Origin of the sequence: Microbacterium flavescens, from assembly GCF_018588945.1 — a bacterium.
GTDB lineage: Bacteria > Actinomycetota > Actinomycetes > Actinomycetales > Microbacteriaceae > Microbacterium > Microbacterium flavescens.
Genome location: NZ_JAFIWA010000005.1, coordinates 92,697 through 114,332 on the forward strand (window position 1 = coordinate 92,697; position 21,636 = coordinate 114,332).

At 72.5% G+C, this 21,636-nt stretch carries 20 protein-coding genes; 11 read left to right on the forward strand and 9 right to left on the reverse strand.

The features are described 5' to 3' along the window. The first annotated feature begins 63 nt into the window (after positions 1-63). Together JX005_RS11055 and JX005_RS11060 are read left to right on the forward strand one after the other, a co-directional pair. Positions 64-1,404: a diacylglycerol/lipid kinase family protein gene (locus tag JX005_RS11055; RefSeq protein WP_214467559.1), complete on the forward strand. Its 1,341-nt coding sequence runs from the start codon at positions 64-66 to the stop codon at positions 1,402-1,404. Positions 1,405-1,679: 275 nt separating this feature from the next. After that, on the forward strand, positions 1,680-3,035 hold the full coding sequence (locus tag JX005_RS11060; RefSeq protein ID WP_214467560.1) for a cryptochrome/photolyase family protein: 1,356 nt from the start codon (positions 1,680-1,682) through the stop codon (positions 3,033-3,035). Positions 3,036-3,141: 106 nt separating this feature from the next. On the opposite strand, the gene JX005_RS11065 is transcribed toward JX005_RS11060, so the two are convergent. Beyond that, on the reverse strand, positions 3,142-4,665 hold the full coding sequence (locus JX005_RS11065) for a collagen-binding domain-containing protein (RefSeq protein ID WP_214467562.1): 1,524 nt from the start codon (positions 4,663-4,665) through the stop codon (positions 3,142-3,144). Between the two features lie 247 nt (positions 4,666-4,912). On the opposite strand from JX005_RS11065, the gene JX005_RS11070 reads away from it, so the two are divergent. After that, complete coding sequence (locus JX005_RS11070) at positions 4,913-5,974, forward strand: LLM class flavin-dependent oxidoreductase (RefSeq protein WP_214467564.1); 1,062 nt, start codon at positions 4,913-4,915, stop codon at positions 5,972-5,974. A 277-nt stretch (positions 5,975-6,251) separates the two neighbouring features. Here the strand turns inward: JX005_RS11070 and JX005_RS11075 are convergent, their stop codons facing one another. Genes JX005_RS11075 through pheA form a run of 4 tightly spaced genes read right to left on the reverse strand, consistent with a single transcriptional unit; the run spans position 6,252 to position 10,557 of the window. Beyond that, positions 6,252-7,343, reverse strand: a complete 1,092-nt coding sequence (locus tag JX005_RS11075) for a class I SAM-dependent methyltransferase (protein WP_214467566.1) — start codon at positions 7,341-7,343, stop codon at positions 6,252-6,254. 53 nt (positions 7,344-7,396) lie between these two features. After that, positions 7,397-9,085, reverse strand: coding sequence for a helix-turn-helix transcriptional regulator (locus tag JX005_RS11080; RefSeq protein WP_214467568.1), 1,689 nt, complete (start codon positions 9,083-9,085; stop codon positions 7,397-7,399). A 51-nt stretch (positions 9,086-9,136) separates the two neighbouring features. Beyond that, positions 9,137-9,583 carry a pyridoxamine 5'-phosphate oxidase family protein gene (locus JX005_RS11085; protein ID WP_214467569.1) on the reverse strand — a complete coding sequence of 149 codons (447 nt, stop codon included), beginning with the start codon at positions 9,581-9,583 and terminating at the stop codon, positions 9,137-9,139. Further along, positions 9,580-10,557, reverse strand: coding sequence for a prephenate dehydratase (gene pheA / locus JX005_RS11090; RefSeq protein WP_214467571.1), 978 nt, complete (start codon positions 10,555-10,557; stop codon positions 9,580-9,582). Before pheA ends, JX005_RS11085 begins: the two co-directional genes overlap by 4 nt. A 173-nt stretch (positions 10,558-10,730) precedes the next feature. Between pheA and pgm the strand changes: the two genes are divergently transcribed. Both pgm and JX005_RS11100 read left to right on the forward strand, forming a co-directional pair. Beyond that, positions 10,731-12,374: a phosphoglucomutase (alpha-D-glucose-1,6-bisphosphate-dependent) gene (pgm, locus tag JX005_RS11095; RefSeq protein WP_214467573.1), complete on the forward strand. Its 1,644-nt coding sequence runs from the start codon at positions 10,731-10,733 to the stop codon at positions 12,372-12,374. A gap of 229 nt (positions 12,375-12,603) precedes the next feature. Beyond that, complete coding sequence (locus tag JX005_RS11100) at positions 12,604-13,635, forward strand: LacI family DNA-binding transcriptional regulator (protein WP_214467800.1); 1,032 nt, start codon at positions 12,604-12,606, stop codon at positions 13,633-13,635. Positions 13,636-13,659: 24 nt separating this feature from the next. Here the strand turns inward: JX005_RS11100 and JX005_RS11105 are convergent, their stop codons facing one another. Beyond that, entirely contained in the window at positions 13,660-14,778 is a 1,119-nt protein-coding gene (locus JX005_RS11105) for a glycerate kinase (RefSeq protein ID WP_214467575.1), read from the reverse strand. A 65-nt stretch (positions 14,779-14,843) separates the two neighbouring features. Between JX005_RS11105 and JX005_RS11110 the strand changes: the two genes are divergently transcribed. After that, entirely contained in the window at positions 14,844-15,548 is a 705-nt protein-coding gene (locus JX005_RS11110) for a ThuA domain-containing protein (protein WP_214467577.1), read from the forward strand. Positions 15,549-15,571: 23 nt separating this feature from the next. Here the strand turns inward: JX005_RS11110 and JX005_RS11115 are convergent, their stop codons facing one another. Further along, positions 15,572-16,549 carry a LacI family DNA-binding transcriptional regulator gene (locus JX005_RS11115; RefSeq protein WP_214467801.1) on the reverse strand — a complete coding sequence of 326 codons (978 nt, stop codon included), beginning with the start codon at positions 16,547-16,549 and terminating at the stop codon, positions 15,572-15,574. Positions 16,550-16,645: 96 nt separating this feature from the next. Here JX005_RS11115 and galT point away from each other — a divergent pair, with 96 nt between their 5' ends. The 5 genes from galT (at position 16,646) to JX005_RS11140 (ending at position 20,940) form a co-directional block, all read left to right on the forward strand. Then, positions 16,646-17,824, forward strand: a complete 1,179-nt coding sequence (gene galT, locus JX005_RS11120; RefSeq protein ID WP_307858566.1) for a galactose-1-phosphate uridylyltransferase — start codon at positions 16,646-16,648, stop codon at positions 17,822-17,824. Continuing rightward, on the forward strand, positions 17,821-18,999 hold the full coding sequence (galK, locus tag JX005_RS11125) for a galactokinase (protein ID WP_214467581.1): 1,179 nt from the start codon (positions 17,821-17,823) through the stop codon (positions 18,997-18,999). Before galT ends, galK begins: the two co-directional genes overlap by 4 nt. Before the next feature lie 115 nt (positions 19,000-19,114). Then, positions 19,115-19,951: an alpha/beta fold hydrolase gene (locus JX005_RS11130; RefSeq protein ID WP_214467583.1), complete on the forward strand. Its 837-nt coding sequence runs from the start codon at positions 19,115-19,117 to the stop codon at positions 19,949-19,951. Between the two features lie 18 nt (positions 19,952-19,969). Next, entirely contained in the window at positions 19,970-20,476 is a 507-nt protein-coding gene (locus JX005_RS11135) for a DUF1990 domain-containing protein (RefSeq protein WP_214467585.1), read from the forward strand. Positions 20,477-20,559: 83 nt separating this feature from the next. Beyond that, complete coding sequence (locus JX005_RS11140) at positions 20,560-20,940, forward strand: hypothetical protein (RefSeq protein ID WP_214467587.1); 381 nt, start codon at positions 20,560-20,562, stop codon at positions 20,938-20,940. 43 nt (positions 20,941-20,983) lie between these two features. On the opposite strand, the gene JX005_RS11145 is transcribed toward JX005_RS11140, so the two are convergent. Then, a complete protein-coding gene (locus JX005_RS11145) occupies positions 20,984-21,151 on the reverse strand; it encodes a hypothetical protein (protein WP_214467589.1) in 168 nt (55 codons plus the stop codon). 102 nt (positions 21,152-21,253) lie between these two features. Beyond that, positions 21,254-21,571, reverse strand: coding sequence for a hypothetical protein (locus JX005_RS11150; protein WP_246533868.1), 318 nt, complete (start codon positions 21,569-21,571; stop codon positions 21,254-21,256). Between the last annotated feature and the right edge of the window lie 65 nt (positions 21,572-21,636).

A 21,636-nucleotide genomic window follows, 5' to 3' on the forward strand; every position in this document is an offset into this window, starting at 1 on the left:
TACAACCTTAGTCGCCGGTCGGGACGCGGCATCCGGCCCCTCATCTGGCCATAACCTGTACGCATGGTGACCGCCCCCGACTCCGACCGCGCGGCTGAGCCGGGCGGTGACGACGCTTCCGACCCCGTCCACCCTGCTGACGAGATCTACGCCGACGGACCGGCCCCCGAGGAGGTCGAGGCGGACGCTGAGCGCGTGGCCGAAGCCGCGGCGGAGGCGGCCGATGAAGGCGACGCACCCGACGGTCCCGCCGAATCGCACGGCGACGACGACGCGCCCCGCCCCGCGGAGGCAGCCGCACCGGACGACGTGATCCGCGAGCCGGAGGACGTCGCACCCGATACCCAGGACGGCGAGGGCGGCGAGGCCCGGCGCGTGGGCCCCGAGGGCGAGACGAAGCCCATGGCCGGAGGCGAGGAGCGCCCCAGCCCCAAGGCCGCGCTCGTCTACAACCCCATCAAGGCCGACGGCGACGCGCTGCGAGAGACGCTCACGCGCCTCTCCTCCGAGGCGGGGTGGTCGGAGCCGCTCTTCTACGAGACGACGGTCGACGACCTCGGCGACGACGTCACCCGCCAGGCGCTCGAGGCGGGCGCCGACGCCGTGCTCGTAGCGGGCGGCGACGGCACGGTGCGAGCGGTGTCCGAGGCCATGAGCGGGTCGGGGGTGCGGCTGTCGATCGTGCCGAGCGGCACCGGCAACCTGCTGGCGCGCAATCTCAGGCTTCCGCTGACCGAGCCCGAGGCCATGATGCGCGCGGTGTTCGACGGCGACACGCTCGCCATGGACGTCGGGTGGAGCACGCTCAAGCGCGGCGACGGCAAGACCGAGGAGCGCGCGTTCGTCGTGATGGGTGGGATCGGGCTCGACGCCGCGATGATCGCCAACACCAGCGCGCAGCTCAAGAAGACGATGGGATGGGTCGCCTACGTCGACGGCGCTGCGCGCTCGCTGCCGAGCGCCAAGCCGTTCCGTGTGATGTATCAGCTGCCCGAGGCGCGGCTGCACTCGGCGCGCGTGCAGAGCATCCTCTTCGCGAACTGCGGATCGCTGCCCGCGGGACTCGAGCTCATCCCCGAGGCATCCGTCGCCGACGGCGCACTCGACATCGTGATCTTCCAGCCCAAGGGCCCCCTCGGCTGGATCTTCGTGTGGCGCCGCGTCGCGTGGGACAACAGCTTCCTCCGGCGCTTCCGCACCGGCCGTCGAGTGCTCGCCCTGCGCACGAAGGACAACGCGGTGCGGTACTCGCGCGGCTCCGGCATCGAGATCGCCACCCAGGAGCCCCGGCCGGTGCAGCTCGACGGCGACGAGTTCGGCGAGGCCGTCTCGGTCCGCACGCGGGTCGACCCGGGGGCGCTGCACGTCGTGGTTCCGAAGGACCACGTGCTCGAAGGCCTGTAGCCCGGGGGAAGCGGCTCCTCACACACCCGCGGCTTCGCGGTGTGTCGCAGAATCTGCGGGATGCCACGACCCTGCCCGCAGTAGGTGAGACACGCGCGCATCCCGAGTCGCTGAACTCGCGGCTTCCCGGGGCGCGAGGCCACTGGTTGTGCGACGCGGCGGTGGCGGCCCGGGGCTGCCCGAGGTGGCACCTTGGCGCGGGTGAGCCCGAAGGAGACGCGAAGGCGCTGTGTCAAGACCACCCGGCGGGGCACGCGCCCGGGGAGGATGGGGCCATGCCGAGCCCGTCGATCGTGTGGTTCCGCGACGACCTGCGTCTCGCCGACAACCCGGCGCTTCGCGCTGCGGTCGACCGAGGCGAGCCGATCATCGGGCTGTACGTCCTCGACGAGGCGTCCCCGGGCATCCGCCCGCTGGGCGGGGCCGCGCGCTGGTGGCTGCACGGCTCGCTGGCGTCGCTGGCCGAGCGGCTCGCCGAGCGCGGCGGCACCCTGGTGCTCCGGCGGGGTCCGGCTGCGCGCGTAGTGCGGGAGGCGGTGACGGATGCCTCGGCCGGCGCCGTCTTCTGGAACCGGCGGTACGGCGGACCCGAGCGCGAGGTCGACGGTGCGCTGAAGGCCGGGCTTCGCGACGACGGCGTCGAGGTGGCGTCGTTCGCGGCATCCGTCCTCTTCGAGCCCTGGACCGTGCGGACCGGAGCCGGCACGCCGTACGCAGTGTTCTCTCCCTTCTGGCGCGCCTGCCTGGCCCTTCCCGCGCCGCGCGCTCCGCTGCCCGAGCCGCGGGAGCTCGCGGGGGCGCGGCATCCGATCGACTCCGACCGGCTCGCGGACTGGGAACTCCTCTCGTCCGCACCGGACTGGGCCGGCGGGCTGCGCGAGACCTGGGAGCCGGGCGAGCCCGCCGCGCGCCGGCGCCTGCGTGAGTTCCTGCACGACGACATCGACCACTACGACCGGGCACGCGACGAACCCGCCGCGGGCGCGACCTCGCTGCTCTCACCGCGGCTGCGCTGGGGTGAGCTGAGCCCGCACCAGGTCTGGCACGAGGGGGTCGCGTCGGGGCGGGCGGGGAAGTTCCTGTCGGAGCTCGGCTGGCGGGAGTTCGCCTGGCACACGCTGTTCCGCTCCCCCGATCTCGCGACGACGAACCTCCGCCGGGAGTTCGACGCGTTCCCCTGGCCACCGCTGCGGGTGGCCGAGCTCGAGGCGTGGCAGCGCGGCCGCACCGGCATCGCGCTCGTCGACGCCGGCATGCGCGAGCTGTGGCAGACCGGCTACATGCACAACCGCGTGCGGATGGTCGCGGCATCCTTCCTCATCAAGAACCTGCTCATCGACTGGCGGCTCGGCGAGCAGTGGTTCTGGGACACCCTGGTCGACGCGGATGCCGCGAACAACGCGTTCAACTGGCAGTGGGTCGCAGGATCGGGGGCCGATGCCGCGCCCTACTTCCGGATCTTCAACCCCGATCTCCAGGCGAAGAAGTTCGACCCGGACGGGCACTACGTGCGGGAGTGGGCGCCCGAGCACCTCTCGGACGCCCCTCCGGAGCCGATGGTCGACCTGCGCGAGACGCGGCGCGCGGCGCTCGAGGCCTACGACGTAGTGAAGCGGTCTGCGCGGGCCTGAGCGCCGCGCGGACCTCGGCGGGAAGAAAAGGTCCCCGACCCGCGCCGGCTTCGGCCGCGGGTCGGGGCGTCCGGCGATGGGGGGTCCGCCGGACGGTTCGGGAAATCTAGGCGCGCCGTCGGGCAGCGCGCAGCGAGAAGGCTCCGCCAGCGATCGCGAGGGCGGCCGCGCCGACCAGCGCGCCGATCACGAGGCCGTTCTGGCCGGTCACCGCGAGCTCGGCCTCCGGTCCGTCGCCGAGCACGACGCCGCTCTCAGACTCGTCGCCGTCGCCGGGAGTCTCGGGTGACACCGGGGTACCGGGGTCGATCGGGTCCGTGGGATCGGTCGGGTCCGTCGGGTCCGTCGGATCGGTCGGGTCCGTCGGATCGGTCGGGTCCGTCGGGTCCGTCGGGTCGGTCGGGTCCGTGGGATCGGTCGGGTCCGTCGGGTCGGTCGGGTCCGTCGGGTCGGTCGGGTCCGTCGGGTCCGTCGGGTCCGTCGGGTCCGTCGGGTCCGTCGGGTCCGTGGGATCGGTCGGGTCGACCGGCACCTGGCCCTCGAAGCCGTAGTGGTGCAGCTCGCCGCCGCCGCGCGACGTGAACGACTTCACAAGCCACTGGCCGTTGTGCGAGACGCCCGAGTCGAAGACGACGTCCGCGTACGGTGCGAAGACCGCGCCCAGCTCGAGTCCGCTGACGGTGAGCGAGCCGGTGACCGCCGACGCGTCGATCATGATGTGACGCGCGTATCCCTGCTGGGCGCCGTGCTGAGCGCTCCAGCCTTCGACGTTGATCCGGCCGATCGTCGTGGTGCCGGGGGCGACGCGGATGATCAAGGGCGCCTCGGCCGTCGGCACGTAGCCGCCCGAGCGCTCGAGCTTGATCGTGCGGTCGGCGACGTCCCCGTAGTCGATCACGTTCGGACGGTCGGCAGCGAACGAGAGCGGGAAGACCAGGCCGCCCTCGATCGCGAGCGGCACTTCGTTCACCCCGTCGGTGCCGTAGACGGCCGCGAGGGCCTCGGCCGCGGCATCCGCTCGTGCCGTGTCGATGTAGGACGACACCGGCGACGCCGAGCGCACGGTGTCGAGCGCGTCGGCCGTGTAGCGCACGGCGAGGAGGTCCATCCATCCGCCGGCGGCGTTGGTGAGCCGCGCGAAGTCCGCTCCGGCCGCCGGCCCCACACCGCCGCTGCGGGCGCTGAGGGCGATGCCGGTCAGGTTCTCGAGCTTGACCGAGGCCGCGGCATCCGCTTCGCTCGCGTTGCCGCTGCCGCTCGCGTTCGTGATCTGGAAGTTGCCGGTGCCGGCGAAGGATGCCGCGAGCACGCGCACCGGGACGCCGTCGACGACGGGCACACTGTACGACCCGTCGCTGGCGACGTCGTGCCGGATCGGGTAGTTGTCCGCGGTGCTGGAGACCGCCCCGAGCGCGGCGACGGAGCCTTCGAGCTCGCCGTTGCCGAGCGACGCGTCCCCCAGCGAGACGACGGTGAAGCCGCCGTTCGCATCGAACGGGTTGATGGTCGAATCCGCCGCAACGGCTGCCGGCGCGGCGCCGAAGACGGCGCCCAGTGCGAGAAGACCGGCGAGCGTCGTCGCCGTGGCCGCCAGGCCGCTTCGGCGCGCGCGAACGTGCTTCACAGACATCGATTCCCCATTCCCCGGGCACGACGAACGTGCCCTCGTTTGCGATGCGCCGCGAAATGCTCCACTCCTGTGGAGCGGCGGCGCTTCCCCCGATGCGGGCGGCGCGTTCACGCTCACACCCTGGGCTCCCCAGCCCGGCATCTTCTTCCATTCGATCACATGGACTGCTTGTCCCCCAAATGGGGGACACCGTTCACGGGGAACACCCAGGGAATAGCTCGCGCCGTTCCGGCTGTTGCCTTCAGGGATGACTTCTGCACCGGCCCTCTCCGTCCTCGACCTCGTGCCGGTGCGCTCCGGCCAGACCAGCGCACAGGCGGTCGCGGCATCCCTCGCCCTCGTCTCTCGCGCCGACGAGCTGGGCTTCCGGCGCTACTGGTTCGCAGAGCACCACAACATGCCGGCCGTCGCCTCGACCACCCCGCCCGTGCTGGCGGCCGCTGCCGCCGTTCGCACCTCGCGGATCCGGCTGGGCTCGGGCGGCGTGATGCTGCCGAATCACTCGCCGCTCGTGGTGGCAGAGCAGTTCGCCGCTCTCGAGGCGCTCGCTCCCGGGCGCATCGACCTCGGCCTCGGCCGGGCGCCGGGATCCGACCCGGTGATCACCCAGCTGCTGCGGCAGAGCGGCACGACGAGCGACGTCGAGCGGTTCCCCGACCACGTGCGCGACATCGTGTCGCTCGTCTCACCCGACGGCGCGTCCGTGCGATTCACGTCGGGAGGCACGTACGACGTGCACGCCACCCCCGCTGCCTCCACGGTGCCGGAGGTGTGGCTGCTCGGCTCCAGCGACTACTCGGCCCAGCTCGCGGCGGCGGTCGGGCTGCCGTACGTCTTCGCCAACCACTTCTCGGGACAGGGCCTCGAGCGCGCGCTCGAGCTCTATCGCACCGGGTACCAGCCGAGTGAGGCGCACCCCGAGCCCCGCACGTTCCTGACGGCCAACGTGCTCGCCGCCCCCACTACCGAGGAGGCCGAGGCGCGCGCCCTTCCCAACCTGCGCATGACCGCGCGACTGCGGACGAACCGTCCGCTCGTGCCGCTCGAGACCGTCGAACAGTCGATCGCCGGCGCCGCCGACTTCGACGGCCTGGGCGACTCGTTCATGACCTCGGCACGCGCGAACTGGTTCGTGGGCACCCCCGCTGCGGTGGCGAGCGAGCTGACGGCCTTCGCCGCCACGCACGGGGTGGACGAGATCATGATCTCGCCGATCGCCGGCTCGTATGACGGTGAGCCGATGGATGCCTCGCCCGGCCGCGAGCAGACGCTCGAGCTGCTCGCCGCCGAGCTTCCCCTCGCCGGCTGACCGCGTTTCGTCTCGGTCGCTCCGCTCCCTCGCTCAACGACCCGGGGGTTGCGGACCCGGGGTCGTTGAGCGAGCGAAGCGAGACGAAACGCGCCTCACCCCCGGTCGTTGAGCGAGCGAAGCGAGACGAAACGCGCCTCACCCCCGGGTCGTTGAGCGAGCGAAGCGAGACGAAACGAGCCCTCACCCCCGGGTCGTTGAGCGAGCGAAGCGAGACGAAACGCGCTCACCCCCGGGTCGTTGAGCGAGCGAAGCGAGACGAAACGCGCCTGACCCCTCAGCGCTTCAGCGAGTAGAACCGGAAGGGCCCGAAGTCCTCGATCGGGAGGATCTCGAGGTCGGCGAAGCCGGCCGCCTGCGCATAGTCGCGGAGGGTGTCGGGGCGCATCACCGTTCCCGTCCCGACGCTGGGCTGGTGCGACAGTCCGTCGGGCAGGCAGCAGAAGATGCTGTACCCGTACATGAGGCGCTCGAGGTCGTCGCCCGGCGCGATCAGGCGCTCGCCGACGGCCTCGTCCATGATGACGACCGGTCCGTCGGCCACGGCCTGCCGAACAGCCGCCAGCACGTCGACGGGCCGGGCCATGTCGTGGATGCACTCGAAGGCGAACGCCGCGTCGAACGGCCCGTGTGCGGCGAGCCCGTCGCCGTCGGCGTTGTGGAACCGCACTCGGTCGGCGACGCCGGCGGCGGCCGCATTGGCCCTCGCCAACTCGATCGACGGCTCGTCGATGTCGAATCCGTCGACCTCGAGTCCGGGGTAGGCCTGGGCGAGGGCGATCGACGACCAGCCGCCTCCCATGCCGATGTCCGCGACGCGTGCGCCCGGCCGGGTGAGCACCGACTGGACGTCGCCCACCCCGGCGAACGCGGTCGGAAGCTCGGCGAGCAGGGGTCGATTGAGCTCGGACTGCGCCTCGCGCGCGTCGGCGCCGAGTCGTTCCCAGCTGACGCCTCCGCCGTGCCGGTAGGCGTCGAGCAGTTCGGGCATGGTGCGGCTCACGGCGGCGAAGAGGCGGGGCAGCGGCCCGAGGTAATTGAGGCTGTCGGCGTCGAGGAGCACCTCGGCCGCGGCATCCGGAAGCGTGTATCGATGTGTGCCGTCCTCACTCTCCTCCAGCAGGAGCACACCGCTCACGGCCTGCTGCTCCAGCCACTCCCGCGCGTAGCGCGGCTGGGTGCCAGTGCGCTCGGCGAGCTCCTGTGCGGTCGACGCACCGTGCTCGGCGAGGCTGCGGTACCAGCCGAGCCGATCGCCGAGGTAGGCCGACATGACGTCGATCCAGCCGAGCGCGGACGTCATCATCCGCTCGGCGTACTCCTCCGCCGTCGATGTCGACGCCGCGGTGTCGGGGGTTGCAATGGTCATGCGATGGTCCTTCCGGCGAGAACGAGGCGCCCAGCGGCCTCGCACCACCGACGTTAGGACGGGCGCGATCCGGCCGAATCGGGAGAATCATGCAGATCCGCGCGGCCCGCGTCTGCATGACCGCCGCCGGGGCCGGCTGCCCGCTGCGCGTGCCACCATGCCGCCGCCGCCGTGCGCGTGCCGACCCCGATCTTCAGATAGACGTTCGCGAGGTGCCGGCCGACGGTCTTCTCGCTGATGTAGAGGCCCTGCGCGACCTCCCGGTTGCCCGCTCCCTCGGCGACCAGTGCCAGCACCTCGCGCTCGCGTGGGGTGAGTGGCCCCTCTGCCGGAGCCCGCGCGACGCCCTCCTCCACTCGTGCGCCGAGCCGGTCCAGGATGCCGCGGGCATGGTCGCGCGCCGCGCCGGCGGCCGCGGCATCCCCCGCCTTCTCGTGTGCCCGCGCCTCGAGGAGGAGCACCCGCGCGAGCTCGTACAGCTGCCGGTCGCCGCGGAAGGATGCCTCGGCCCGTCGCAGCGCGGCGAGCGCCGACGCGTGATCGCCCGCAGCCAGCGCGACCATGCCGTCGGCATGCGCCGACCACGTCGCGAAGCCGGCGCTCGCGAAACGATCCGCGGCCTGTCGGAGTTCGTTCGCCGCGGATGCCGCACCCGCGCTGTCGCCGCAGGCGAGTGCGACTTCGACCGCGGCGCGCAGCAGACGGACGCGCGCCAGCGCATCCCGCTCGGCGAGCGACAGGGTGAGCAGGGTCCGCGCGCCGATCGCATCGCCCTCCTCGAGGAGCAGCAGCGCCTCCCCCGGCTGCGGGTCGATGCCCGACGCGCGGGCGAGAGCGTACGCCTCGCGTGCGCCCGCACGGTCGCCGCGGCGCCTACGCAGCTCGCCGAGCTGGTAGAATCCCTCGCCGGCGACCCACGGGTTGCCGCCGGCCAAGTCGGCGCACTCCCGCACGATGGAGTCCTCGGCGTCCGTCCACTCCCCGCGGTCGCTGCGCAGCTCCATGCGATGCACCCGGCAGATGCCGGTGTAGATCGACTCGCTGCCGAACTGCTCGCACCATCGCTCGGTCGCACGGGTCCACTCCTCCATGCGGCGGAACTCGGCGAGCTCGTGGCTCACGTGGATCACCGTGCAGTAGATGTCTCCGGCCCATTCCGCGGGGAGCCGCCCCGCGAGCACGGGCAGCATCGCCTCGTCGAGGAGGGCGAACCCCCGCGCGGAGTCGTCGCTGCGCAGGGCCGCGAGGCCTCGCCCCGCCAGCGCGAGCGCCTCCACCGCCGGATCCGGGAACCGGCGCGCGAGGTCGGCCAGCCGATCCACATGCTCGTCCCAGTCGACGGTGGCCTGGAACATCAGCGCGAGCGAAGCGTCGAGGTAGGCGAGGTAGGCGTGGGCGGGGCCATCCGGTTCGTCGGCGAGGAGCCGCCGCGCGCGGTGCACCCAGGCGTTGCCGATCGTGAGGTCGCCGCGCGTGATCCACAGGAGCCCGAGCTGGAGCGCCGTCATCGCGGCGTCCACATTCCGATCGGTCTCGAGGAAGCCGCGGAACGCCTCCTCGGCGAACGCGAGCGAGTCGGGCATCCGCCCGAGCCACCACGCGGCACGCGCCATGGCGGCGACATCGTCCGCGTCGAGAGGCGCGTCTTCCCGGGCGGCACTCAGCCCGGCGAGGGCGCCGGACCAGTCGGACGCGGCGTAGGCCTGTCGGCCGGCGGCGAGGGAGCTCGCGGGATCGAGCATGGTCCAGGGTACTGCCGGGGCCCGGGCGGCCGCAGGGTGCGGGCGCCGGCGCTACCAGGCGATCAGCGTGTGCGGCGTGACCTCGATCACGACGGAATAGCGCTCGGCCATCGTCTCGGTCGTGAGATTCAGGCGCTGCAGCCAGGCGTCGTACTTCGCCGTGTACTCGTCCGCGATGCGCGGGAGCCACGCCGTCGACGGTTCGGGCGAGAGCGTCGCGATGCCGCGGAGCACGCTGAGCTGCTCGCCGTCGGCCCCCGCCTCGAGGTGCAGCAGCACGCGGTCGTTCGCGCGGATGTTGCGCACCTTCGCCGTCGCCGGCTCGCTCATGATCAGCGCGCGGCCGTCGCGCCACAGGAACCAGATGGGCACGGCGTGCGGGAAGCCGTCTCGGCCGATCGTGCCGAGCCAGGCGACCTGCTCGCCCTGGAGTCGCGCGAGCGTGCGCGCGTGGGTCTCGTTCGCGGGGTCGAACTCGAACCGCTCCGCCGCCGTCATGCCAGGTCCGGCTCACCGCTGAGGAGGCCGCGCAGCCAGTCGCGCGCCTCGACGAACACATCGTCGGAGTAGCGGTCGGGATAGTGCACCACGGCGCGGTCCGCGCGCGGGTACGAGCCGAGGAAGACGACCTTCGGGCTGAACCGCCGCAGGCCGAGGAGCGCGTCGGCCATGCGCTCGTCCTGGATGTGCCCATCCGCGTCGATGACGAACCGGTACCGGCCGAGCGCATCGCCCACCGGGCGCGACGCCAGCAGCGAGAGGTTGATGCCGCGCGTCGCGAACTGCTCGAGCATCTCGAGGAGGGCGCCGGGGTGGTCGTCGGGGAGCTCGGCGATGAGCGACGTCTTGTCGGCGCCGGTGGGCGGCGGCGGCGCGACCGTCCTGCTGACGAGCACGAACCGCGTGACCGCGTTGGGGTTGTCGCCGATCGCCGACGCCAGCAGCTCGAGTTCGTGGTGCTCGAGGATTCCCGGCGGCGCGATCGCGGCATCCGCATCACTCGATCCGTCGATCAGGCTCATGGCGCTGGCCACGTTGCTCGCGGCCGGGATGTGGGCGTGGGCGGGCAGCGTGCGCGAGAGCCACTGCAGGCACTGCGCGTAGGCCACGGGGTGCGCGGCTACGAGCGAGACATCGTCGAGCGCGGCGCCGGGGCGTCCGACGAGCACGAATTCGACTGGAACCAGGTACTCGCCGACGATGCGGAGTCCGGGGACGGTGGCCAGAGCATCCTGAGCCGTCGACACCCCGCCGTCGACGGAGTTCTCGATCGCGATCATCGCCGCGTCGGACCGCCCCTCGACGACGTCGGCCAGCGCCTCGCCGACGTTGCGCACCGGCCGCCAGTTCTGCGCGCGGGCTTCGGGCACCTGGGCGAGCGCCGCCTCGGTGAACGTGCCCGCGGGCCCGAGATAGCTGTAGGTGCGTCGGACGGCGGCGGGTGCCTCGGCGGAGCCGACCTCGGAAGTCACGCGTGCCAGCCTAGCCGGGCGCACAACTCCGCCGCGGTGGAACAGCCGGCCGCGGAAACACGCGGGGTCGGACTGCCCGCGGTCCGCTCAGGAGCAGCTGTGTCACACATCCGCCCGCCGACGCCCGGCGTCAAGACGGTGCGCCCCTCCGCTGAGACAGGCAGACTGGAACCATGAGTCGCGCAGGACAGCCCGCCGAAGCATCCGACCTCATCGACATCGATGACCTGATCTCCGCCTACTACGACATCAAGCCCGATCCGTCGGTGCCCGAGCAGCGCGTCGCCTTCGGCACGAGCGGCCACCGCGGCTCGTCGCTGTCGGGGAGCTTCAACGAGGTGCACATCCTCGCGACGACGCAGGCGATCGTCGACTACCGCCGCGAGCAGGGCATCGAGGGTCCGCTGTTCCTCGGCCGCGACACGCACGGCCTGTCGCTCCCGGCCGAGCGCAGCGCCATCGAGGTGCTCGTCGCGAACGGCGTCGACGTGCGCGTCGACTCCCGCGACTCGTGGGTTCCGACACCGGCGCTCAGTCACGCGATCCTGCAGTACAACAAGGGGCGGGATGCCGCGGACCCGGGCCGCGCCGACGGCATCGTCGTGACGCCCAGCCACAATCCGCCGCGAGACGGTGGCTTCAAGTACAACCCGCCGAACGGCGGTCCTGCCGACACCGATGCCACCGGTTGGATCGCGAACCGCGCGAACGAGCTCATCGCCGCGGGTCTCGAGGGCGTCGCGCGCACGCCGTTCAAAGACCTCGACGGCGATGCCCTCGGCGACTACGACTTCCGCGATGCGTATGTGCGCGACCTCGCGAGCATCATCGACGTCGACGCGATCCGCTCCGCTGGCGTGCGCATCGGCGCCGATCCTCTGGGCGGCGCGTCGGTCGAGTACTGGGCGCTGATCGCCGAAGTGCACGGACTGGATTTGACCGTCGTGAACCCCGACGTCGATCCGACGTGGAAGTTCATGACGCTCGACTGGGACGAGAAGATCCGCATGGATCCGTCGTCGCCGTCGGCGATGGCCGCGCTCGTCGCCCGCCGCGACGAGTACGACATCCTGACGGGCAACGACGCCGACGCCGATCGCCACGGCATCGTCACGCCCGACGCCGGGCTGATGAACCCCAACCACTTCCTAGCCGTCGCGATCGACTACCTCTATTCGCACCGTCCGGACTGGCCGACGGATGCCGCGATCGGCAAGACCCTCGTCTCGTCGATGATCATCGACCGCGTCGCCGAGTCGCTCGGCCGGCCGCTGCTCGAGGTCCCGGTCGGATTCAAGTGGTTCGTACCCGGACTGCTCGACGGATCGGTGGCGTTCGGGGGCGAGGAGTCGGCCGGCGCCTCGTTCCTGCGCAAGGACGGCACGGTGTGGACCACCGACAAGGACGGCCTCCTGCTGTGCCTGCTGGCGGCCGAGATCCTCGCGGTGACGGGGAAGACGCCGTCGCAGCGGTACGCCGAGCTGGAAGCGGAGTTCGGTGCGTCGGCCTACCAGCGCGTGGACGCGCCGGCGACGCCGGCGCAGAAGGCCGCGCTCGGAAAGCTCGCCCCGGAGGCCGTCACGGCGACCGAGCTCGCCGGTGAGACGATCACCGCGAAGCTGTCGCACGCGCCGGGCAACGGCGCCGCGATCGGCGGGCTGAAGGTGCAGACCGAGCACGCCTGGTTCGCCGCGCGGCCGTCGGGCACCGAGGACGTCTACAAGCTCTACGCGGAGTCGCTGCGCGGACCCGAGCACCTCGCCGAAGTGCAGGCCGAGGCCCGTGCGGTCGTGACCGAGGCCCTCGGCGGGGCTTAAGTCGCGGCGGGCTGCGTTTCGTCTCGCTTCGCTCGCTCAACGACCCGGGGGTGGGTGCCCGCATTTCGTCTCGCTTCGCTCGCTCAACGACCTGGGGCTCGGGACGGGCGGGTGCTGACCACGGACGGCTAGAGGACGCTGCCCTTGTTCGCGAAGGCGCCTGATGGAGAGGTTCGCCTGACCAGACCGCGATCCGGACAAAGGTCCTAGACTCAGCCTCGTGAGCGAGATGCACGCGCCTGCCCGAGGCGCCGCAACATTGCACGACGTCGCACGCGAGGCGGGTGTGTCGCTGGCGACCGCCTCCCGCGTGCTCAACGGATCGACCCGCAAGGTGGCCGAGAGCTACCGCGAGCGGGTGGATGCCGCAGCCGAGAAGCTCGGCTACACCGCGAATCTGTCTGCCCAGGCGACGGCCCGCGGAACTTCGGCCATCGTCGCCCTGCTCGTCGCAGACATCGGCGACGTCTCGTTCGGCCAGCTGGCTTCCGGGGTCGTCCGCGGCGCCGAGGAAGCCGGCTTCGTCGTCACAATCGCCGACACCGACCGGGATCCAGAGCGCGAGCTGCGGCTCGTGCGGACCATGCGCGGGCAGCGGCCCCGCGGGCTCATCCTCGGCGTCGCGCGCAACGCGGGCTCGGACTCCGCTGGTCTCCAGAACGAGCTCACCGCGCTCGCCGCCGTGGGCTGCCACATCGTGGTGCTCGGCGAGGGAGAGCCGGGGCAGCGGTCGATCAGCCTCGGCAACCGTGTCGGCGCGGAGTCGCTCGGCACCGAGCTCGCGCAACTGGGCTACCGCGACGCCGTGGTTGTCGGCGGACTCGAAGGTCTCCGTGCGTCAGACGACCGCATCGACGGCTTCACGGCCGGCTTCACCGCGGGCGGCGGAACCGTCGCCGCCGTGCGCCACGGCGCGACCACCCGCGAGGCCGGTTACGCGGCGGCGCGGCAGCTGCTCGCCGACGGATTGCCGGAGGGCACATTGCTGTTCGGCATCAGCGACGTGGTGGCAGCCGGGATCGCGTCGGCTGTGCGTGATGCCGGCCGCGAGGTCGGCGCCGACATCGCGGTCGCTGGGTTCGACGACATCCCCACCAGCCGCGACATCGGCCCGGGGCTGACGACGGTGCGCGCACCGTTCGCCGCGCTCGGCCACCGCGCACTGCGCGCGGCCGTTGAGACGGACTGGCAGCCTGACGCGGACCCGCCGCTCACGCTCGACGTGGTCGTGCGTGGGAGCACTCCGCGGCGCAGCACCTGACCGGGGCGGCGTTTCGCTCGCGGGTCAGCCCAGCGACCGCGCCAGCGCCGCTCCCGCCTCGACCAGCCAGTGCGCCGGTGACGCCATCGCCGATTCGGCAGAGCCGGCGAGGTCGGTGAGCGAGACTGCCGCCGCGAATCCCGACGTGTCGGCGTCGCCGGCGATGCGCCCCGCAACCAGCGCGACCGCGACCTGCGACGCTGCCGCGACGGCGGCGACGTGGGCCGGCACCTTGCCCGCGGCGGACTGGCCGTCGTACGACCCCTCGCCGGTGATGACGACGGATGCCTCGGCCACCGCCGAGGCGAGCCCCACGAGGTCGGCGACCGCGGCCGACCCGGGCACGAGCGTCGCGCCCCAGGCGAGCAGTCCGAAGCCGGTGCCGCCGGCGGCGCCCGCGCCGGGCGTCTCGGGATCGGCCGGAAGCAGCTCCGCGTAACGGCCCAGTTCGGCGTCGAGGGCGAGCACATCCTCTCCCGACGTCCCCTTCTGCGGACCGAACACCGCGGCTGCGCCCCACGCCCCGACGAGCGGGTTCGTGACGTCGCTGAGCACGGTGACACCGCCCGGCGGCAGCGCCGGGAGTCCCGACAGGTCGACGGTGACGACCTGGGCGAGTCCGCGTCCACCGTCGGCGATCGGCCGGCCCGAGGCATCCGCGAATCTCGCTCCGAGCGCGGAGAGCATCCCCGTTCCGCCGTCGGTCGACGCGCTCGAACCGATGCCGAGCACGAGTCGCGAGACGCCGTGCCCCAGCGCCGCGGCGATCGCCTCGCCGAATCCGCGCGTGCTCGCGTCGAGCGGGCGCAGCCGGGCGGGGGTGCCGAGCAGCTCGATGCCACTGGTCGACGCGAGTTCCACGACCCCGGTTCCGCCGGGTGCGTCGGCGGTGACGGGGAGGAGGAGCCAGGACGCCTCGACCGGCGTGCCCTCGGGTCCGGTCACCGTGATCGGCATCCGCTGCGCGTCCGGGATCGCCGTCGCGAAGGCGTCGATCGTGCCCTCGCCGCCGTCGGCCATGGGAAGGAGCCGCACGCGGTCGTGCGGGCGGACACGGGCCCACCCCTCACCCAAGCAGGCGGCGGCCTCGGCGGCCGCGACCGTGCCCTTGTACGAATCAGGGGCGATCACGACAGTATGCATGCGGCCATTCTCCACCGGTGGGGAGGGGGATGCGGGCACACGCTCTCTTGCCGCAACATGGTTCGATGCGCACCCCCGAGATCGACGCCGGCACGGCACCGGCACATCCGCCCCGGGCAGTCATCGCGAGCGGGGCGGCTCGCTACGCAGACCCGTGGCACCCGTTCGCCGAGACGAGCGGGCACCTGGCCGCCGTCCTCCGTGCCGACGGGTGGTCTGTCGAGGTCGTCGAGGATCCGGACGTCGCGCTGACGCGGCTCGAGGGCGCCGCGCTGCTCGTCGTGAACGCCGGCGATCCGTGGCTCGACCCCGGCGCCCGCCGATTCGTGTCGCCGTCCGCGCGCGAGGGTCTCGACGCGGCGATCGCACGGGGCATCGGACTGCTGGCGATCCACTCCGCACTGTCCAGCCTGCGGGACTACCCGGCCTGGCGCGCGGCCATCGGCGGGTCGTGGGAGGACGGCACGTCGCGGCATCCGGAGATCGGCGAGGCCCGCGTCCGGATCGTCGACGCGACGCACCCGATCACCGCGGGGATGGACGACGTGGAGCTGTTCGACGAGCGCTACACCGATCTGGTGCTCGACGACGGGCTGGAGGTGCTGGCCGCGCACGAGCAGGACGGCACGCGGCATCCGCTCGTCTGGGTGCGCGAGCAGCCCACCCGCGCCTGCGTGTGCGCGCTCGGACACGATGCCCGGGCGTACGCCTCCCCCGCGCTGCGCACGATCATCGCGCGCGCCGCGCGCTGGACCGCGCGGCTGGACTGAGCGACGCGGCCGGCGGCTTCCGGTCAGCGGGCCGGAGCCGTGCTCTCCCGCACCTGCAGAGTCGTCGGCACCAGCTCGAAGCCGGCCACGCCGTCCTCGATTGCGGCCACGAGCGCCGCGACGGCGAGCTCACCCAGCCCGTCGAAGTGCTGGCGCACCGTGGTGAGCGGCGGACGGTAGTCGGCGGCATCCGCGATGTCGTCGAAGCCGACCACGCTCACGTCGCCGGGCACCTCGCGTCCCGCGTCGGCGAACGCGCGGATCGCCCCCAGCGCGAGCTGGTCGTTGGCGGCGAACACCGCGGTCGCGGCGTCGCCCAGGAGTCCGGGCGCGGCGGCGTGGCCGGACGCCGCGGTCCAGTCGCCGCGCACGACCGGCGGCTGCGGTGCATCGGCGGCCGCGAGCGCCTCGCGCCAGCCGCGTTCCCGCTCGGATGCCGCGAACGACGTCGACGGACCTCCGAGGTGGTGGACGGTGCGATGCCCGAGTGACAGGAGGTGCTCGGTCGCGGCGCGGGCGCCGCCGGCGTGGTCGGACTGGACGATGCCGAAACGCCGCTCCCCCTCGGGCTCGGGCAGCGTGTCGACCACGACGACGCGGAGTCCGGCGGGCGCGGGCGCGTCCCGTGCGGCTGCGGTCGCCTCGTTGAGCACCATGACTCCGTCGACGCCCTGGTCGCTCAGACGCTCGAAGGCGGACGACACGTCGGGGTGGGCGCCGAGCGTCACGACGGTGAGGGCGTAGCCACGGGTGGCCGCGGCATCCGCCACCGCCTGCAGCATGCGCGAGTTGCCCACCGTCGCCAGCGTCGAGACCAGGAGGCCGAGCGTCTGGGTGCGGCCGGTGCGCAGCGCACGAGCGGCTCGGTGAGGCCGGTAGCCGAGCTGCGCCATCGCCGACTCCACGCGGGCGCGCGTCGCCGGGTCGACGCGCGGGCTGTCGTTCACCACGCGCGAGACCGTCTGCCCCGAGACGCCGGCGACCGCCGCGACGTCCGCCATCGACACGCGTGGTCGCACGAGACCTCCTGATGCGGCGGTGGCCCGGGACGTGGGCCGATGTTGACGTTATCACGGTCGGCTTGTTACCGTGTTGACGTGAACACGGCTCAGGACGGTCCCGTCGAGACGCTCGGCGCCGGCGTCGTCAAACGCACCACGCGTCTCGCCGACGCGCGCGAGCTGATCTACTACGACGACCCCGGCACGTCACTCGGCCCCGAGCGCTCCGTCGATGCGCGGCAGCTCGGGCCGCGCCCGGAGACCGCCACCATGCGTCGCGACGTGCTGACCGGCGACTGGGTGTCGATCGCCGCCTCCCGCCAGAACCGGGCTTTCCTGCCGCCTGCGGAACTCGATCCACTCGCGCCGCAGTCAGCCGCCAACCCGTCCGAGATCCCGTCGCTGTACGACGTCGCGGTCTTCGAGAACAGGTCGCCGTCCTTCGGCCCCGCCCTCGCAGCGGCTCTGGGCGACGCTCCCGCCGGCATCGACGCCCCCGGCGGCCTCGCCGACCTGGACGCCCCCGGCCTCGGCCGCACCCGCACGTCGGTCGGACGCTGCGAGGTCGTGTGCTTCAGCCCCGAGCACTCCGGCTCGTTCGGCACGCAGACGGTCACGCGCGCCCGCACCGTGATCGAGGCCTGGGCCGACCGCACCGCCGCCCTCTCCGCCCTGCCCGGGATCGAGCAGGTGTTCCCGTTCGAGAACCGCGGCGAGGCGATCGGCGTCACGCTGCCCCACCCGCATGGGCAGATCTACGCCTACCCCTACGTCACGCCCCGCACGACGACCCTGCTCGCGTCGATCGATCGCGAGGGCGCCGATCTGTTCGCCCGCATCCTCGAGACCGAGCGCGCCTCGGAGCGCGTCATCCTGCAGGGCGAGCACTGGACGGCATTCGTGCCGTTCGCGGCCCGCTGGCCCCTCGAGGTGCATCTGCTGCCGCACCGCCACGTCGCCGACCTCGCCGAGACGACGGATGCCGAGCGCGACGAGCTCGCCCCGCTCTACCTGCGACTGCTGCGCGGTGTCGACGCGCTCTACGACACCCCCACTCCGTACATCGCGGCGTGGCACCAGGCCCCGGTGCACCGCGGACGCGACACCGCCCGCCTGCACCTGCAGCTGACGTCCCCCCGCCGGGCGGCCGACAAGCTCAAGTTTCTCGCCGGGTCGGAGGCGGCGATGGGCGCCTGGATCGGCGACGTGCCGCCCGAGTCGGCCGCGGAGCGCCTCCGCGCCGCCGTCAGGTCCATCCCCGAGGAGACCCTGTGACCCCGCCTTCCGCCGCCGCCGAGGCGCGGCGGCACTTCGCCGAGCGCTTCGATGCGCAGCCCGTCGGGACGTGGTCGGCGCCGGGGCGCGCCAATCTCATCGGCGAACACACCGACTACAACGACGGATTCGTGCTGCCCTTCGCGATCCAGCACCGCACGCACGTCGCGCTCGGAACCCGCGACGACGGCGTGATCCGCGTCGCCTCGACGTTCGCGGACGACGCCGTCGAGGTGCCGCTGGCAGACCTCGACGCCGTGTTCCCCGACCGTCGCGAGGAGATCGCCGAGTGGGCGCGCTACCCGCTCGGCGTCGCCTGGGCGCTGGTCCCCGCGGCCGGACCGGCCGCTCGCGGCCTCGACCTCGCCTTCGCGTCGAACGTGCCCGTGGGCGCGGGGCTCTCGTCCTCTGCCGCGATCGAGGGGGCCGCGGCCTCGGCCATCGCCGACACGTGGGGCCTCGACCTCGACCGCGTCGCCCTCGCCCGGGCCGGCCGCCGCGCCGAGAACGAGGCTGTCGGCGCGCCGACGGGGATCATGGACCAGATGGCGTCGATGCTCGGCCGTGCCGACGCGGCGATCTTCCTCGACTGCCGCTCGCTCGAAGCTCAGGTGGTCGACCTCGGCTTCCGCGCCGCAGGGCTGGAGCTGGTCGTCATCGACACCGGCGTCTCCCACTCGCACGCGACGGGAGGCTACGGCGAGCGCCGGGCGGCGTGCGAGCGCGGGGCCGCCATCCTGGCCGTGCCCGCCCTGCGCGACGTGTCGGTCGACGACCTCGCGCGCGCCGAGACGCTCATGGACGACGTCACATTCCGCCGCGTCCGCCACGTCGTCACCGAGAACCAGCGCGTGCGCGACACCGTGCGCATCCTGGCGGAGCAGGGTCCGCGCGCCATCGGCGACCTGCTCCTCGCCTCGCACGCGTCGATGCGCGACGACTTCGAGATCTCGGTCCCCGAGCTCGACACCGCCGTCGACGCGGCGCGGGAGGCGGGTGCCCTCGGCGCGCGCATGACGGGCGGCGGTTTCGGCGGCGCCGCCATCGCGCTCGTCCCGCACGACGGGGTGCAGCGCGTGACGGACGCCGTGACCGCCGCGTTCGAGGCATCCGGGTTCGCCGTCCCCACGATCTTCACGGTGACGCCGTCCGACGGAGCCGCGCGCGACGCCTGAGACCGCCCGTCTCCGGGAGTCGGCCGTCAACCCCTGGCGGTGGAGGGATGCCTCGCCCTAGCGTCGAACGTGGGCCACGGCATCCGCTCGCCTTCGGCCCGGAAGGAGCGACCACGTGGGATACATCACCGTCGGGACCGAGAACTCGGCCGACATCGAGCTCTACTACACCGATCAGGGCGACGGTCAGCCCATCGTGCTGATCCATGGCTTTCCGCTGAACGGAGAGTCGTGGGGGAAGCAGCAGGCGGCACTGCTGGATGCCGGCTATCGCGTGATCGCGTATGACCGGCGGGGTTTCGGGGCCTCCTCGAAGGCCGGCTCCGGATACGACTACGACACGTTCGCCGCCGACCTGCACGCCCTCATCGAAGACCTCGACCTGAACGATGTCGTGCTCGTCGGGTTCTCGATGGGCACGGGCGAGGTGGCCCGCTACCTTTCGCGGTACGGGAGCTCGCGCGTGGCCAAGGCCGCCTTCCTGGGATCGCTCGAACCGTTCCTGCTCGTCACCGACGACAATCCCGACGGGGCCGGGCCGCAGGACTTCTTCGACGGCATCGCCGCCGCCGTGCGCGAGGACCGCTACGCCTTCCTCACCGGGTTCTTCAAGGACTTCTACAACCTGGACGACAACCTCGGCTCGCGCATCTCGCAGGAGGCGGTCGACGCCAGCATGCAGGTCGCGAACCTGGCGGGCAACGCGGGCATCTCGGCGGCGCCGTTGACCTGGCCCACCGACTTCCGCGCCGACATCGGCGCCGTCGACGTGCCGACGCTGATCCTCCACGGGACGGCCGACAACATCCTGCCCATCGACGCGACGGCCCGGCAGTTCCGCACGATGCTGCCGGACGCGAGGTACATCGAGCTCGAAGGCGCCCCCCACGGCCTGCTCTGGACGCACGCCGCCGAGGTCAACGAGGCGCTCCTGGCGTTCCTCAAGTCCTGAGCCGCGCACGATCGGGCCATGCCCTCCACTCCCACCCTGACCGCCCCCGCTGACGAGACGTGGGGATCCACCCCGGCGTCCTACCGCCGCTGGGAGAAGTCCGCGGTGCTCGGCCACGGCGACGACGTCTGGCGCTGGGTGAGCGCCGAGCTGCTGCGGTGGGGCGTCAAGACCCGGAGCGGGTTCGCGGTCGCGCCCGAGGGTCCGGCCGAGACGGGCGCGCGGCCGGTCATCGTCGCGCACGCGTTCGGGCTGTCCGTGCGCGAGCCGGTCGAGGTGGTCGCCGTGGTGCAGACGCCGGATCGCGTCGGGTTCGCGTACCGCACGCTGGCGGGCCACCCGGTCTCCGGAGAAGAGGCGTTCATCGCGCACCGGCGCGACGACGACGTCATGCTCACGATCCGCTCGCTGACCCGGCCCGGCGACCGCGCGGGATGGCGGGCGGCGTACCCTGCGCTGCTCGTGGCGCAGCAGGTCGCCCGGCGCCGCTACTTCCGAGCGCTCCGGCTGCGGGCGGGCGGCTGAGGGCCCGACCGCCCGGCGGTTGTCAAGCCCCCCGACCGTCGCCGCGGTTACGACCAGGCTGGATTCGACGCAGAGGAGGCGAAATGTCCGATCCACGCCAGGATGTCCACGGTCCCGAGAAGCTCCCCGACGAACAGCCCGTTCCGTCGCCGACCGACGTCACGGCGCAGCCTGCCCTGCGCTACGGCGCGACCTCTCGCTGGCTCGTCCCCGCCGGCGTGCTCGCCGCGGTCGCGATCGTGCTGTACTGCTTCGCGTTCCAGATCCAGATCGTGCTGCCGGTCATCGGCATCGTCTTCGTCATCGTGATGTGGGTCGTGATGTTCATCACCTCTCGCGGGGGCGGTGACCGCGCCGCGATCAACCGGCGGCTCGCCTGGCTGATGGGCACGATGGCACTCGGCGCCCTTCTCGTGGCGATCGGGATCTACATCGTCGAGTCGACGCGACTGCCCTGGACCTGAGGCGGGCCGGCTGCCCGTCCCGTCGGGTGAGGGATGCCGCGGCTCAGGCCTGCTCGTCCTCTTCGGGCTCGAAGGTCGACGCCGTACCGGTGTGACCCGCGGCGACGCCGTCGGGGTCATCGGGGATCGTGCCGTCCTGGCCGAGTCCGCCGGGCTTCTCGGTGCCCTCCGGGTCGTTGCTGCGTGCCTCGTCTGGCGCATTGCGGTTCATGGCTCGTCCTCTCTTCCCCCACCCGCGAACCTACGCGGCGGCCGGGAGAGGCGAACCAGGGTTGACAAGGTCGACCGGGGCGTTCCGCTGCCGGCGGTCGTCTCAGGTCGCCTGCCGGTAGTGGCGCACGCGGTCGTCCCGTTCCAGCAGGAACCGATCGTCCTCCGGGTAGAACACCGCGCGTTCGACGTCGGCTCCGGCGAATCGCGTGATCGCCTCGAAGGACTCCCACCTCGAGACGGTGGTGATCTCGGTTCGGTCGTCGCCGAGGTCGCGCGTCAGGAGCCACGCGTCGAGATTTCCCGGCGTGATGCGATACTCCGCCATGCCGGTGCGCTCGACGTAGTCGACGTACGCGTCCCGGTCCGCCGTGCGGACCACGCCGCTCCACATGCGCACGATTGCTCGCTGTTCCGTCATCCCCCCAGGATGCTCCGTTCGCCCGTTCGACGGAACAGCGGATGCCCCGCCCCGCGCTGGGGCGA